13 protein-coding genes are annotated in these 13,881 nt (G+C 64.8%); 8 read left to right on the top strand and 5 right to left on the bottom strand.

Annotated features, from left to right (window positions below; genetic code table 11):
* Nucleotides 1-83 precede the first annotated feature (83 nt).
* On the bottom strand, nt 84-272 hold the full coding sequence (locus ACVWY5_RS23220; protein ID WP_456671697.1) for a hypothetical protein: 189 nt from the start codon (nt 270-272) through the stop codon (nt 84-86).
* A 382-nt stretch (nt 273-654) separates the two neighbouring features.
* Here ACVWY5_RS23220 and ACVWY5_RS23215 point away from each other — a divergent pair, with 382 nt between their 5' ends.
* The 3 genes from ACVWY5_RS23215 (at nt 655) to ACVWY5_RS23205 (ending at nt 2,537) form a co-directional block, all read left to right on the top strand.
* Nucleotides 655-1,032 (top strand): Hpt domain-containing protein, encoded by a 378-nt coding sequence (locus tag ACVWY5_RS23215; RefSeq protein ID WP_028338273.1) that lies wholly within the window; start codon nt 655-657, stop codon nt 1,030-1,032.
* A 161-nt stretch (nt 1,033-1,193) separates the two neighbouring features.
* The gene (locus tag ACVWY5_RS23210; RefSeq protein WP_016841525.1) at nt 1,194-1,514 is read left to right on the top strand and encodes a 2Fe-2S iron-sulfur cluster-binding protein; all 321 of its coding nucleotides are present in this window, start codon (nt 1,194-1,196) and stop codon (nt 1,512-1,514) included.
* 57 nt (nt 1,515-1,571) lie between these two features.
* On the top strand, nt 1,572-2,537 hold the full coding sequence (locus ACVWY5_RS23205; RefSeq protein ID WP_431014454.1) for an IS481 family transposase: 966 nt from the start codon (nt 1,572-1,574) through the stop codon (nt 2,535-2,537).
* Between the two features lie 6 nt (nt 2,538-2,543).
* On the opposite strand, the gene ACVWY5_RS23200 is transcribed toward ACVWY5_RS23205, so the two are convergent.
* Nucleotides 2,544-3,005 carry an acyl-CoA thioesterase gene (locus ACVWY5_RS23200; RefSeq protein ID WP_028337718.1) on the bottom strand — a complete coding sequence of 154 codons (462 nt, stop codon included), beginning with the start codon at nt 3,003-3,005 and terminating at the stop codon, nt 2,544-2,546.
* Between the two features lie 163 nt (nt 3,006-3,168).
* Here ACVWY5_RS23200 and ACVWY5_RS23195 point away from each other — a divergent pair, with 163 nt between their 5' ends.
* Nucleotides 3,169-4,197, top strand: coding sequence for an NAD(P)/FAD-dependent oxidoreductase (locus ACVWY5_RS23195; protein ID WP_028337717.1), 1,029 nt, complete (start codon nt 3,169-3,171; stop codon nt 4,195-4,197).
* 130 nt (nt 4,198-4,327) lie between these two features.
* A complete protein-coding gene (locus tag ACVWY5_RS23190) occupies nt 4,328-4,894 on the top strand; it encodes a DUF2147 domain-containing protein (RefSeq protein ID WP_026193022.1) in 567 nt (188 codons plus the stop codon).
* Between the two features lie 69 nt (nt 4,895-4,963).
* Here ACVWY5_RS23190 and ACVWY5_RS23185 read toward each other — a convergent pair whose 3' ends face one another.
* Together ACVWY5_RS23185 and ACVWY5_RS23180 are read right to left on the bottom strand one after the other, a co-directional pair.
* Nucleotides 4,964-6,931, bottom strand: coding sequence for an SGNH/GDSL hydrolase family protein (locus tag ACVWY5_RS23185; protein ID WP_051376376.1), 1,968 nt, complete (start codon nt 6,929-6,931; stop codon nt 4,964-4,966).
* A 103-nt stretch (nt 6,932-7,034) separates the two neighbouring features.
* Nucleotides 7,035-8,111 (bottom strand): lysylphosphatidylglycerol synthase transmembrane domain-containing protein, encoded by a 1,077-nt coding sequence (locus ACVWY5_RS23180; RefSeq protein ID WP_028337716.1) that lies wholly within the window; start codon nt 8,109-8,111, stop codon nt 7,035-7,037.
* A 618-nt stretch (nt 8,112-8,729) separates the two neighbouring features.
* Here ACVWY5_RS23180 and ACVWY5_RS23175 point away from each other — a divergent pair.
* Both ACVWY5_RS23175 and ACVWY5_RS23170 read left to right on the top strand, forming a co-directional pair.
* The gene (locus tag ACVWY5_RS23175) at nt 8,730-10,118 is read left to right on the top strand and encodes an MFS transporter (RefSeq protein WP_051376377.1); all 1,389 of its coding nucleotides are present in this window, start codon (nt 8,730-8,732) and stop codon (nt 10,116-10,118) included.
* A 146-nt stretch (nt 10,119-10,264) separates the two neighbouring features.
* A complete protein-coding gene (locus ACVWY5_RS23170; RefSeq protein ID WP_028337714.1) occupies nt 10,265-12,667 on the top strand; it encodes an EAL domain-containing protein in 2,403 nt (800 codons plus the stop codon).
* 77 nt (nt 12,668-12,744) lie between these two features.
* Here ACVWY5_RS23170 and ACVWY5_RS23165 read toward each other — a convergent pair whose 3' ends face one another.
* On the bottom strand, nt 12,745-13,179 hold the full coding sequence (locus ACVWY5_RS23165) for a hypothetical protein (RefSeq protein ID WP_028337713.1): 435 nt from the start codon (nt 13,177-13,179) through the stop codon (nt 12,745-12,747).
* A gap of 83 nt (nt 13,180-13,262) precedes the next feature.
* Here ACVWY5_RS23165 and ACVWY5_RS23160 point away from each other — a divergent pair, with 83 nt between their 5' ends.
* Nucleotides 13,263-13,877, top strand: coding sequence for a hypothetical protein (locus ACVWY5_RS23160; RefSeq protein ID WP_028337712.1), 615 nt, complete (start codon nt 13,263-13,265; stop codon nt 13,875-13,877).
* Nucleotides 13,878-13,881: the final 4 nt, after the last annotated feature.

The following is a 13,881-nucleotide window of genomic DNA, read 5'->3' as shown; positions in this document are numbered from 1 at the left end:
GGCCGATGGTTTCGCGATCATCATTGGCGGCGCGGCGCGGCGCGCGCGGTTCTTCGATCGGCTCGAACGCCGAACGATCGGAATTACTCGGACGGGACTCGAACGATGTGGCTGAAAAATCGGCCGCGGCGGGCGGCAGGTTCGGCGGCGCGGCGCCTTCGTTGAGGGGGCTTGCGATTCTCCGCGCCCTGTTCGCTGATGTTGAGGGCTTCCTGGATGGCAGAAAGCGCGACTTCGGTGGGATCTTTGACCTTCTTGGGAGTGTTCGCCATGTTCAGTCTGAGCCCTCTCACTATTTTACGCGTCGGCGAGCCTGCGATCGTCCCCACGCAAGCTCGAAGCCGGTGCCCACAAGCGGAGCGCAAGCCGGCCCCCTCGGCGGCTTGTCCGCTACATCCGCAAACATCCTATTGGGAGAGCGATGCGAATGAAATGCTTGCGATTAATACTTTCTTAATCATCGTTAACAGCTTTGCGCCATAAGGCCTTATGGGCACTCGAAATTCCCGCTGTAGAGCGTCGATTGTGTCCGGAAATTGTCCAGAATCGGGCGGTTTTGCCGATCATCCCAACAACAATCCGTTAACCAGTTTCGTGATTGGCTGGGGCAACGATCCGCCGGCGAGGGCCCGGCGGAGACGACAGGGACAGGCCATGCCGCTTCACCTCGAACGGGTCGAATGGACGCAATCGCCGCCGCTGGCGCCCGGCGCCGGGCCGATCGACGTCGATCATCTTCAGCGCATGACGCTGGGCGATCCGGGCCTCGAGCGGGAAGTGCTGGCCATGTTCTCGACCCAGTCGGCCCGGATCCTGGGTGAACTGGCCGCCTTGCCGCCCGAGGCGGCGACCCATGCCCACACCCTGAAAGGATCGGCGCGGGCGATCGGCGCGTTCGGCGTCGCCGAGGCTGCTGCCCAGTTGGAGACCGCGCTGACCGGCGGTTCCGATGCGGCCCAGCCGCTTGCCGCGCTCGGCGCCGCGATCGCCGAGGCGCGCACCGCGATCGAGCTGATCCTGGGCCGCTCCTAGGCATCCGGCGTCTCGGCGGCCCGCCGCGAAGGCTTGGGCGGCTTCCCAACCGGCGGGCAGGTTTTCGGTCTCCGCGCTAGCGCTGTGCGGATCGACCCGTTATACGACTGCCCGGGACCTTTCCATCCATCGTCCGGCGCATTCCGGCAGCACGAGCAATCATGGCCAAAATCCACTTTATCGACCATTCCGGCGAGAAACGCACAGTTGACATCGAGAACGGCGCGACGGTGATGGAAGGCGCGATCCGCAACGCCATTCCCGGCATTGAAGCCGAATGCGGCGGCGCCTGCGCCTGTGCGACTTGCCATGTCTATGTCGATGAAGCCTGGCGCGAGAAGGTCGGCGCGCCGTCGCCGATGGAAGAGGACATGCTGGATTTCGGCTTCGACGTGCGTCCGAATTCGCGGCTGTCCTGCCAGATCAAGGTGACCGACGATCTCGACGGACTGGTCGTGTCGACGCCGGAACGGCAGGCCTAGGTGTTTTGTCCCAAGCTTTGATGGTGCATCCTTATCGCACGATTCGAAGGAAGCGCTATGGGACAAGTTTTACACGGCTGCGCCAGGACGACGGAGGCAGTCCGTCGAGCAATACAGAATAGTCAAGAGAGCCTGAGAACACTCGCCAAGCGCTACGGGATCAACCAGAAGACTGTCGCGAAGTGGAAGCAGCGCGACACCGTCGCTGATCTTCCGACTGGCCCAAAGGAAGCCAAGTCGACTACCCTTTCCATCGAGGAGGAGGCGATCATCGTCGCTTTCCGGCGGCATACGCTATTGCCGCTCGACGATTGCCTCTATGCGCTGCAGCCGACCATCCCGCATCTGACGCGATCATCCCTGCATCGCTGCCTCCAGCGCCACGGCATCAGCCGATTGCCGGAGGTCGAAGGCAGCAAGCCTCCGAAGAAAAAGTTCAAGGCTTACCCGATCGGTTATTTCCACATTGACATTGCTGAGCTCCAGACCGCTGAAGGCAAGCTCTACCTCTACGTCGCGATCGATCGCACCAGTAAGTTCGCCTTCGTGCAATTGGTCAGCAAGACGGGAAGGACCTCCGCCGCGGCCTTCCTCAAAGCTCTAATCGCGGCTGTCCCCTACAAGATCCACACGGTTCTCACCGACAATGGGATCCAGTTCACCTTCCCGCCGCGCTACGCAGACGGCCCGACGGCAAGATATGTGACACATATGTTCGATATGCGCTGCCAAGAGAATGGCATCGAACATCGGCTGACTAAGATCAAGCATCCCTGGACCAATGGCCAGGTCGAACGCATGAACCGCACGATCAAGGAAGCGACCGTCCAACGCTATCACTACGATCGACACGATCAGCTCGAAGCTCACCTTGCCGACTTCATCAACGCCTACAACTACGCTCGGCGGCTCAAGACCCTGAAGGGTCTCACTCCTTACGAATACATCTGCAAATCCTGGACTTCCCAGCCAGAACGATTCAAACTCAACCCGCTCCAGAAAATGCCGGGACTAAACACCTAGGATCTCTTATTCGCCGTCCGGATTCACTCCGCGACGGACCCAGCGGCGGAAGTTCTGCTTGACCTCCGCCGGCAGCGGCGTCGGCCTGCGGGTGGCCTCATCGATCATCACCGTGACCGCCTTCGCCGACGCCACGCATCTGCCTTCCGAAAACACCACCTGGTCGAAGGTGGTCGATGTGCGTCCAAACTTGACGAGACCGAGCCCGAGCTCGATCTGACCCGGCCAGTGCAGCTCGGCGCGGAAATGGATGTCGAGGCGCACCATGATCCAGCCGAGCCCTGCCGGCATCAGCCCCATGCTGAGGTCCTTCACCAGCGTGACGCGGCCGGTTTCAAAATAGCTCGCATAGACGGCGTTGTTGACGTGCCCGTTGGGGTCGAGATCGGCAAAGCGCACATTGTCGGACAGGCGATAGGGAAAGTCTTCCAGGCGCGGCGCATCGTCAGCACGAACAGGGGCATTCACGAGGGGGATCTCCGTCGGTTTCCCGCCCATACAGCCGAGTTGCGCAGGCTCGGCAAGGGGTTGCCGCGCCAGCCGCTGTCCCTATTATGCATGTCCCGATCCGGCCATACTTGGCTGGGCAGGCGAGAGCCGTCCAGTCGATTTCAACTGAAAAGAAACGGATATGAGCGAAGCGATCAAAACCGATGTGCTGATTATTGGCGCGGGTCCCTGCGGACTGTTCGCCGTGTTCGAACTGGGCCTGCTCGACATGAAGGTGCATCTGGTCGACATCCTCGACAAGATCGGCGGGCAATGCGCCGAGCTTTATCCGGAGAAGCCGATCTACGACATTCCGGGCATTCCGCTGGTCACCGGTCAGGGCCTCACCGACCAGCTGCTGGAGCAGATCAAGCCGTTCGGCGCGACCTTCCATCTCAACGAGATGGTCGAGAGCATCGAGAAGATCGGCGATCCCCTGTTCCGGGTGAAGACCGATGCCGGCAGGGAGTTCGAGGCCAAGGTCGTCGTGATCTCGGCCGGCGGCGGCTCGTTCCAGCCGAAGCGGCCGCCGGTGCCGGGCATCGAGGCCTATGAAGGCACGTCGGTGTTTTATGCCGTGCGCAAGATGGAGCAATTCCGCGACAAGAACATTCTGATCGTCGGCGGCGGCGACTCCGCGCTCGACTGGACGCTCAATCTGCATCCGATCGCCAAGCGCATCACGCTGCTGCACCGGCGAGACGATTTCCGCGCGGCGCCGCACAGCGTCGAGCAGATGCGTGCGCTCGTTGCCGACGGCAGGATGGATCTGAAGATCGGCCAGGTCACGGGGCTCGAAGGCGCCAACGGCCAGCTCTCGGGTGCCGCGCTCAAGGGCAACGACAATGCGGTCTCGACGATCGCCTGCGATACGATGCTGCCGTTCTTCGGACTCACCATGAAGCTCGGCCCGGTCGCGAACTGGGGCGTGGCACTGGAGAACAATCTGGTGCCGGTCGACACCGCGGCGTTTGAGACCAACGTTTCAGGCATCTTCGCGATCGGCGACATCAACACCTATCCGGGCAAGCTCAAGCTCATTCTCTCCGGCTTCCACGAGGGTGCGCTGATGGCGCAGAAGGCGCACCGCTACGTGTATCCGGACAAGCGGCTGGTGTTCCAGTACACAACCTCGTCATCGAGTCTGCAGAAGAAGCTCGGGGTGAACTGATTCCACTCGAGCAGCGACCAATGCCGGGGGCATGGGCCATTGCCTGCGCGGCGCGGGTACTGGAACACTCCGTCAAATGGCCGTAGTCTTCTGCTTGTACTCGAGTTGGTCGATTGATCAGGTGATGATGATGCGGAACACGCTATCCAGACTTCGGCTGATCCTCGCGATCGCCACGGCCTTTGCGCTAGCTGCTCCGCTTGCGGCCTCGGCGGCCGACCCGTCGGCTGCCGGCCTGTGGCAAAAGGTCGAAGACGGCAAGCCCGAGGGCTGGTTCCTGGTGATCGAGCGCAATGGTCTGTTCGAAGGCATGATCGCAAAGATGTTCTCATCGCCCGGAGATCCGCCCAATCCGGTCTGCTCGAAATGCACCGACGATCGCAAGGACATGCCGTGGCTCGGCATTCCCCTCATCCGCGACATGAAGCGCAACGGGCTCGCCTATGAAGGCGGCAACGTGCTCGATCCGCGCAACGGCAAGGTCTACAAGGCCAAGATGACGTTGAGCGCCGATGGTCAGACGCTGACGATGCGCGGCTTTCTCGGCATCTCGCTGTTCGGCAAGGATGAGGTCTGGACCCGGCTGCCTGACACCGCGGTGGCCCAGCTCGATCCCGCGATCGTCGCCAAATATCTGCCGGCGCAAGCCGCGGTGGCGAAGCCGGCGGCGCCAGTGCCCGCGACGAAGCGGCACTAACACTTCTCTCCGGCTAACGCTCCGATCTGCGCACGCTCATGCTCCGCTCTTGCGTGGCAGCGTAAGCGTTCAGCGCTGTCCCGTCGGTGCAATCGGCATCGGCAGTGGCGCGACCGGCTCGGTAATCACCTCGGGCACAGCGGTGTTCAGCTGCAGCACGGTGGCGGCCGCGGGGGCCGCGGCATCGGCCATCGCGGCATGGCCTTCGGCGCTCGGATGCACCGCGCCGCCATACACCGCCGACAGGATGCCCCATGTCGCGTCGTGGATGTCGCTTGGCTGCATCGAGGACGGCAGGCCCTGCGGGTAGGTCATCGCGGTGAAGTAGCTGTCATTGGCGTCGCGGATCCAGCGCGCACGCGGCAGATAGGCGCGGTATTCGCCGGCGCTGCGGCCGCATTTGAGCGGCTGGTTGGCGGCGGCGACGATGTCCGACACGAAGCTGTCGCCATTGGCGGCAAAGCAGTCGCGGTCGAATTCCGGATCGGTCGAGGCGCGTGCGCAGAAGCCATGGCTCGCAAACGCGTCCTGATGCGCATCGACGAAGGTCATGCGGTCGGCCTGCGGATTGCGGCAGATGATGCCGGACTGGCACTGCGCGATCGCCTTGAGCTGCGGCAGGAACTCGTTCTGCACGAAGCTCGAGACCGACGCGAGGCGGTTGGGATCCGCGTTGAACGAGGGATGGATCTCGAAGCCGGCGCGGCCGCCGGGGCAGGGCGCGCCGCCATTGGCCAGCGCCGGATTGGCATAGGCCGTGTAGATCACGTGCGAGAGATCGCCGCCGACCAGCGGCTTCAGCGCATCGCGCAGCTTGGCAAAATCGGCCGGCAGGTCGCGCGCCAGCGCCGAACGGGCATCGTCGACGCTGGCCATCGAGCCGCCGCGGCTGAACAGTGTGCGCTCGGTCGGCGTGTCGACGATCACGTTGGCGACGAGGCCGGAGAAGTAGATGTCGTTGGCGCCGATCGAGAGCAGCACGAGGTCGAGGGTGCGGTCGGGCTGACGGCGCTTGGCGGCGGCGAGTGCCGTGCGCAGCTCCGCGATCTGGCCGTTGACGGTGCCCGAGCAGGTGTTGGCTGTCTTCGTCGGCAGGCATTCCCGCGCCTGCTGCGAGCCGAGCAGGCCGTCGGCGATGGTGGCGCCGGTGCAGGCCAGCGGCAGATAGGTCACCGCGATGTGCGGATATTGCACGGCGAGCGCGAGCGCGGTGCGGGTCTGATAGCTGTACAGCGACCGGTGACAGGCCGAGTTGAGCCAGAGCGCGCTCTGGCGCTGCCAGTTGATCAGGGTGTCCGGTGCTTCGCAGGCGCGGCCGCCTTTGTAGCCGGCGCGGCTCGGCCGGTAATATTGCGCCCCGCCGAGATAGGAGCGGAAGCAGAACCCCTCGTCGGAGAGCGCAATCGCGCGGTCGGGATTGCCCTCGCCGGATGCGATGCTGTCACCGAGGCCCGCGATCAGCAAGTCGCGCACCTCGATCTGAGTCGTCACGCGCTGGTTGGCCTCCGAGCCGCTTGCGACGTCGACGGTCGCGACCGTGGTGCGGCCGTAGCGGACGCGCAGGTTGATCGGCTCGGCGCAATCGAATGTCGAGGATTGCGGCCCGTCGCCGTCGTCGAACGACCAGGCGCAGGTCGCGCCGACCGGAACCGGCCCGGTGAGCCGTACGACGATCGGATGATCGATCGGCGTCAGATAGCTTTCCTTGACGTTGTCGCGCGTGCAGGGCTCGCTGACGCGGCCCTGCAGGTCGATGCAGAGCCGGTTCACGGTGTTGCGCGCCCAGCCGCGGCCGTCGCTTTGCAGTTCCAGCGTCTGTTCCGAGGCCAGCACGCTGCGGCCAAGCCCGCTTTCGACATGCAGGCGGAAGTCGCGTTCCTCGCGGAACAGGCGAAAGCGGTTGCGGACCTCCCAGGAGATCTGCAGCTGGTTGTCCTGCGCGTCCGCGGCCGATGCGAATACCGCGGCCAGCGCGCTGCCGAGCAGCACGCTGCAGACCGTCACGCGAAACGAAAATCGAACCAAAAAGCCAATCATGGCGCGGTTTGACGCGAGCGGTACGGCGAAAATAAGAGAAGCGGCCGCGAGGATCGAAAATCCGGGATCGATGGGCCCGCACAGGGGCCGATAACGTTGTCCGTTACCGTTTCAGCTGCCTGACCCGCTGCTGCCGGCTTTCGATCGGTTGCCGCACGGTCGCCGAAGCCGTGCAGGCTTGGCTTAGTCGTTTCCGCTCTTGCCAGGGCTGCACCACGTTGAGCCAGAGCTCGCGCATGCCCATGATCGAGATCGAAATCCCGAACGGGATCAGGAAGTAGAGGATGCGGAACACGACCAGCGTCGCCAGCAATTGCTCCTTGCTGAACTCCGGCAGCGCCACCAGCATCGCGGCGTCGAACACGCCGATCGAGCCGGGGGCGTGGCTGGCGAAGCCGAGCAGCGTCGCCAGGATGAACACGACCGCCAGCGATACGAAGTCGATATGCGGCTCGGTCGGCATCAGCAGGTACATTGCGAGCGCGCAGAAACCGAGATCGACCACGCCGATCAGGATCTGCAACAGCGTCAGCTTGGCCGAGGGCAGCACCACCTTCCAGCCGTTCTGGCCGAGCTCGCGGCGCTTCTCGCCGGTCAGGAGCCAGACGAAATAGGCGCCGATGCCGGCAAGGCAGCCGAGCGCGATCAGCCGGTTCATCGCCGGCGGCAGCAGGTCCATCGCCGACGCCGCCGCCGGGTGCCAGGCCATGCCGAAGCCGAGCACGAACAAATTGCCGAGCCAGAAGGTCAGGCCCGACAGAAAGCAGATCTTGGCGACGTCGATCGCGGAGAGGCCATAATCGGAATAGATCCGGAAGCGGATCGCGCCGCCGGTGAAAACCGTGGCGCCGATATTGTGGCCGATCGTGTAGCTGGTGAAGCTCGACAGCGCCGCGATGCGGTAGGGGACATGGATCTTGCCGATCGTGCGCAGCGCGAAGAAGTCGTAGAAGGTCAGCGTGCAGAACGCCCCGACCACGCAGAGCGCCGCCAGCGCGATCCGGTGCGGCGCGATGTTGGTGAGCGCGGTGAGAATGATGCCGGTATCGACGCCCTTCAGGGTGTGAACGAGCGACGTGATCGCGAACGCGATGATCAACACACTCGCGGCGATCCCGAGCCGTTTCCAGCCGATCTTTTCCTTGAAACCACGCCCGAGCGTGGTCAGCAGCCGAAGCATTCATCCTCCCGGCGGGGCGGCAAATTTCAGTGGGACCCGGTCACGGACGGCGACGGGTGACGGGCAAACGCACCGTACGCGATGACCCATAAGGCAAAACCGATGCGTTGTGCAGCCCTTGACAAGCCAAGCTTCGGCCCTCGTCCAGCGTCATTGTCATATTGGCTACATATGTTCTCGCTCTGCGGAATGTGAGTCGCGGGACAGCGACGGGGCCGCTGCATGTTCCGCCGTTCCAAGCGGTTTCGTCGGCTTTTTTGCCGATTTTGCGGCGGTCCCGGCCTCGATGCGGGTTAGTTGGCGCGGGGCGAATAGACGATATGCATCAGCATGGGGACGCCTGAGCCCGCTGTGACGTTTACCAAAGTGTGAAGTCGACGCGCGGGTGCACATGATCCGCCCTGCGCTCGGGCCGGGTGAGGCGCGCGAGGGCGGTCCGTAGGTCTATTGAGGCAAAACGCCGCGCAAGCGCGCCGCCGTCGGACAGATCGGCCAGGCACGCGATTTCACACTTCGATCCGTGCCGAAGTGTTGCGGCGAAACGAAGGCCTATGTCTCGCATTGGTTGCCGAGAGCAAGGACGAGACCATGCAACAGACATCCCTGAACGTCCGGCACATGCCGGACCGCCGCGCAACGTCGCATCAGCAAACGAGCGGGCTCGCGGCGACGTTGACGCTCGCCGCGATGAGTCTCGGCTATGGCGTCGTGCAGCTCGACGTCACCATCGTCAACACGGCGCTCAACGCGATCGGCGCCTCGCTCGGCGGCGGCGTTGCCGAACTGCAATGGGTGGTCAGCGCCTACACGATCGCATTTGCGGCCTTCATCCTGACCGCGGGCGCGCTCGGCGACCGGATCGGCGCCAAGCGCATCTTCATGGCCGGGTTTGCGATCTTCACCGCGGCATCGGTTGGCTGCGCGGTCGCGCCTGATGCGGCGACGCTGATCGCCGCCCGCTGCGTGCAGGGGCTGGCCGCGGCCATCCTGGTGCCGAACTCGCTGGCGCTGCTCCGCCATGCCTATGAAGACGAGAAGGCGCGGGGACGCGCGGTCGGGGTCTGGGCCGCGGGCGCGAGCCTTGCGCTCACCGCCGGTCCGTTCGTCGGCGGCGGACTGATCGCGCTGGTCGGCTGGCGCGCGATCTTTATGGTCAACCTGCCGATCGGCCTGGCCGGCCTGTGGCTCGCCTGGCGCTTTGCCAGCGAAACCACGCGTCATCAGCAACACCGGCTCGATCTGCCGGGGCAGCTCGCTGCGATCGCCGCGCTCGGCACGCTGGCCGGCGCGCTGATCGAAGGCGGCGCGCTCGGCTGGAGCAGCCCGTTCGTGGTCGCAGGCTTCGTTCTCGCCGCCGTCTTCTCCGTGCTGTTCGTCTGGCGTGAGGCGCGCGCGCCGCAGCCGATGCTGCCGCTCTCGCTGTTCCGCCACCGGATGTTTGCCCTGACCTCGCTGGTCGGCCTCCTGGTCAATGTCGCGTTCTACGGCCTGATCTTCGTGCTCAGCCTCTACTTCCAGCAGGTCAACGGGCTGTCGGCGTTCGCCACCGGCCTGGCGTTCGTGCCGATGCTCGGCGCCGTGCTGCCCGCCAACCTGATCGCGCCGCGTGTCGCGGAGCGGATCGGCGCGCCGGCGACAATCGCGCTCGGCGCCGCGCTCTCGGCCGCCGGATGTCTGGCGCTGCTGTTCATCGGCCCCGGCACGAGCTATCTCGCGATCTGCCTGCAATTGCTGGCCATGAGCGGCGGCCTCGGCCTGCTGGTGCCGCCCCTGACATCGGCGTTGCTCGGCAGTGCCGAGCCGCAGCATGCCGGCATCGCGGCCGGAGTGTTGAACGCGACCCGGCAGACCGGCAGCGTGCTTGGTGTCGCGCTGTTCGGCTCGATGGTCAGCCGGTCCGCGGCCTTCATCGCCGGCCTGCATGCGGCCCTCGTCATCTCCGCCGGCGCGTTGCTTGCGGCCGCTGCGCTGATCTGGATCGGCGCTTGGTCACGGACTCGGCGTTGAGACGAACCGCAGCGAGGGATCTCCGCTCGCCCTGACCCGATCGCTTGCATTCAAGGCTTCTTCACCATGGGTGGAACCTTGCTGCAGTGCGGTTACCGTTCGTACACGAATGCGTCTGTTCTTATGGGTCCATAAAGGGGGCCTATATGTATCGCGTTCTGACCTGTCTCACTTTGGAACATGACTGGCGTTTGGTTGTCCTTGGCGGGGTGATCTGCCTGCTCGCCAGCGCCGTCGCGATCAGCCTGTTTCACCGCGCCCGCGCCGCACAGGGGCGTGCCCGCGAGATCTGGATCGGCCTCGATGCGGCGGTCGGCGGTTGCGGTATCTGGGCCACCCATTTCGTCGCCATGTTGGCGTACGATCCCGGCATCGAGGCCGGATACAACATTCCCATCACGCTGCTGTCGCTGGTGCTCGCGGTTGCGATCCTGGCCGTCGGATTGGCCGTCGCCACGCTCGATGGACGCTGGCGGACGGTTGCGGCCGGTGGCGCGATCGTCGGCGCCGGCGTCGCGGCGATGCATTACACCGGCATGCTCGGGCTGGAGCTGCCCGCGCGCATCGTCTGGTCGCCCGGCATCGTCGCCTCATCGATCGCGTTCGGAAGTCTGTTCGGCGCGCTCGCGCTCGTCGTTGCCACCCGTGGCGAACGTTTCGGCACCACGGCCGCCGCGACCGGCCTTCTGACCGTCGCGATCGTCTCGCATCATTTCACCGCGATGGGCGCGGTGACGCTCGTTCCGGATCCGACGATCGTTTCCGGCGGACTCACGGTCTCGCCGCGCGTGCTCTCATTCATGACCGCCGTTGCGGCCTTCGCGATCCTCGGCCTCTCGCTGATCGCCTCGATCCTCGACCGTCGCGCCAAGACCGAGCTTCACAAGCAGAAGGTGGTGCTCGATACCGCGCTCGAGAACATGTCGCAGGGGCTTTGCATGTTCGATGCCGACGGCCGCATCATGCTGTTCAACGAGCGCTACAGCGAGATGATGGGGCGCAGTCGCGTGCCGCTGCAGGGACGTCTGCTGATCGACGTCCTGCAGGACCTCCATTCCATCGGCGAGTGGGACGGCGATCCCGAGGAGTTCTGCAATGCTCTCGTCGCCGAGGCAAAGGCCGGCCACAGCGCGACACGGATCGTCAGCCGCAACGCGCGCGCGATCCGCGTCGTCGACCAGCCAATGAAGGGCGGCGGCTGGGTTGCGACCTTCGAAGACATCACCGAATGGCAGCAGGCCCAGGAACAGATTTCGCACATGGCGCGGCATGACGCGCTGACCAATTTGCCGAACCGGACGCTGTTCCGCGAGCAGCTCGAGAAGGCCTCGAGACTGGCCAAGCGTTCCGACCAGCTGGCCGTGCTCTGTCTCGATCTCGATCATTTCAAGGAAATCAACGACACGCTCGGACATCCGATCGGCGACGCGCTGCTCCGCGAAGTCGCGCGCCGGCTCGGCGAATGCGTGACCGAGCACGACACCGTGGCGCGGCTTGGCGGCGACGAATTCGCCATCGTGCAGTTCTGCAGCAACTGCGATCCGTCGGTGGTGTCGTCGCTGGCAAGTCTCGTGGTCGAGCGGATCGCCGCGCCCTACGAGATCGGCGGCCATCAGCTCGTGATCGGCGTCAGCATCGGCATCTCGCTCGCGCCTGAGGATGGCAAGGATCCCGACGAATTGCTGCAGAAGGCCGATCTCGCGCTGTACCGCGCCAAGGCCGACGGCCGCGGCACCTATCGCTTCTTCGAGACCGGGATGGATGCGCGTGCGCAGGCACGCCGCCTGCTGGAGCGCGACCTGCGGCTCGCGCTCGAGCATGACGAGTTCGAGGTCTACTACCAGCCGATCCGTGATGTCGCGGGCGATCAGATCGTCGCCTTCGAGGCGCTGGCGCGCTGGAACCATTCGCTGCGTGGCCTGATCGCGCCGAACAATTTCATTCCTGTCGCCGAGGAAACCGGGCTGATCGTTCCGCTTGGCGACATCGTGTTGCGCAAGGCCTGCGCGGATGCCGCGGGCTGGCCCGTGGCCGTCGCGGTTGCCGTCAATCTCTCGCCGGTGCAGTTCAAGAACCCCAACCTGGTGTCGTCGGTGAAGGCGGCGCTGGAAGCATCCGGCCTGTCGGCGGACCGGCTCGAGCTCGAGATCACCGAATCGGTGCTGCTGCAGAACAGCGAGGCGACGCTCGCGGTGCTGCATGAGCTGCGCGGCTTCGGCGTCCGCATCTCGCTGGACGATTTCGGCACTGGCTACTCCTCGCTGAGCTATCTGCGCAGCTTCCCGTTCGACAAGATCAAGATCGACCGTTCCTTCGTCACTGACCTTGCGACACGCGAGGACTCGATGGCGATCGTGCGCGCGGTCACCGGCCTCGGCAAGAGCCTCGGCATCGTCACGACAGCCGAAGGGGTCGAGACCGATACCCAGTTCGACCTGCTGCGTCGGGAGGGCTGCACGCAGGCGCAGGGCTATCTGTTCAGTCCGCCGCGGCCGGCAGCCGACGTCGCCAAGATGTTGCGCAGGGTGCCGGAACGGTCGGTCGCCTGAGGGAAGGCCGGCGAGCTGGATTCTGGTTTGGACGCGTTTTCTTCACGCGAACCGCGTCCACTTCGCTCGAAAACGCACTAGCTCTTGCGCAGGGCAAAATAGGCACCGCAGAACGCCATCACTGCGCCGAGGCACAGGGCGGCAAGGCCCGCGAGCACGGCGGAAATGGTCGAGACCGTGCTCGGCGCCGACGCGGCCTGGCCGGCGCCGGCCAGCATCAGCACGCCGACGACGATCAGGAAGTTACGCATCCGGTGCGGGATCTGGCCGGCCACAGCGCTGTGCATCAGATTGGCGGTGAAGTAGCCGCCCGAAAATCCGACGGTCGCGATCAGCCACCAGGCGATCGCCGCGCCTGCCGGCATGAACTCGTGGCTATCGGAGCGCCACAGGCCGCCGAGGTCGAGCCCGTAACGCGCGCCGAGCATGTGCACGGCAAGCGCCAGCAGCACGCCGGATATCATCGCGCCGCCGAGGATGAGGTAACGCGGAAAATAGGTCGTCTCGGGCATGGCTCGCTTGTAGGATAGGCGCGACAGGCTGCGCAAGCTTGCGCGTACGTTTGAACAGGTGGAACGGCGAATTGCCAACAACGTTGCAGGACCGGTCGGAGGCAGGCGAGGGCACGGCGGTGCGCTACGCCTACAAGGCCTCCTTGATCGGCTCGGCGCACCAGTTCGAGCTGACCGAGGACGGGCTGTCGTGGCGGATCGCCGGCCGGTCCGGCGTGTGGGATTATGCCGACATCTCCGCGGTGAAGCTGTCCTATCGCCCGGTCTCGATGCAGCAGCAGCGATTTCGCGCCGACATCGACAACGCCAAGGGCGGGCGGATCGCGATCCTCTCGACCACCTGGCAGACCGCGACGCTGGTGGCGCCGCAGGGCCATCTCTACCGCGACTTCATCGTCGAGCTGCATCGGCGGATGCAGGCGGCGGGCAGCAACGCCAGGCTGGTCGGAGGCCTCGGACCGAAGACGTACACCGCCGCGCTGGCGCTGCTGGCCTGCCTTGCGGTGGCAATGATCGGATTGCTGCTAACGGCGCTGCTGACGTCGAACTGGATGGGCGCGCTGTTCCTGGTCGGCTTTGCGGCGCTGTTCACATGGCAGGTCGGCGGTTTCGTCACGCGCAACCGGCCGCGGCGCTACAGCTTCGATCAATTGCCCGATGCGCTGCTGCCGAAGGCGGTTCGCAATCATGCCCGATGATGTG

The sequence above is a fragment of the Bradyrhizobium sp. USDA 3256 genome (genome assembly GCF_054058275.1).
The sequence above is the reverse complement of the archived record's forward strand: the minus strand, read 5'-3'. Positions and strand labels throughout refer to the sequence as shown.

Bases quoted from the DNA above. Each gene is read 5' to 3' on its own strand.
- ACVWY5_RS23220 (WP_456671697.1), bottom strand. From the start codon at position 272: ATGGCGAACACTCCCAAGAAGGTCAAAGATCCCACCGAAGTCGCGCTT.
- ACVWY5_RS23215 (WP_028338273.1), top strand. From the start codon at position 655: ATGCCGCTTCACCTCGAACGGGTCGAATGGACGCAATCGCCGCCGCTG.
- ACVWY5_RS23210 (WP_016841525.1), top strand. From the start codon at position 1,194: ATGGCCAAAATCCACTTTATCGACCATTCCGGCGAGAAACGCACAGTT.
- ACVWY5_RS23205 (WP_431014454.1), top strand. From the start codon at position 1,572: ATGGGACAAGTTTTACACGGCTGCGCCAGGACGACGGAGGCAGTCCGT.
- ACVWY5_RS23195 (WP_028337717.1), top strand. From the start codon at position 3,169: ATGAGCGAAGCGATCAAAACCGATGTGCTGATTATTGGCGCGGGTCCC.
- ACVWY5_RS23190 (WP_026193022.1), top strand. From the start codon at position 4,328: ATGCGGAACACGCTATCCAGACTTCGGCTGATCCTCGCGATCGCCACG.
- ACVWY5_RS23185 (WP_051376376.1), bottom strand. From the start codon at position 6,931: ATGATTGGCTTTTTGGTTCGATTTTCGTTTCGCGTGACGGTCTGCAGC.
- ACVWY5_RS23180 (WP_028337716.1), bottom strand. From the start codon at position 8,111: ATGCTTCGGCTGCTGACCACGCTCGGGCGTGGTTTCAAGGAAAAGATC.
- ACVWY5_RS23175 (WP_051376377.1), top strand. From the start codon at position 8,730: ATGCCGGACCGCCGCGCAACGTCGCATCAGCAAACGAGCGGGCTCGCG.
- ACVWY5_RS23170 (WP_028337714.1), top strand. From the start codon at position 10,265: ATGTATCGCGTTCTGACCTGTCTCACTTTGGAACATGACTGGCGTTTG.
- ACVWY5_RS23165 (WP_028337713.1), bottom strand. From the start codon at position 13,179: ATGCCCGAGACGACCTATTTTCCGCGTTACCTCATCCTCGGCGGCGCG.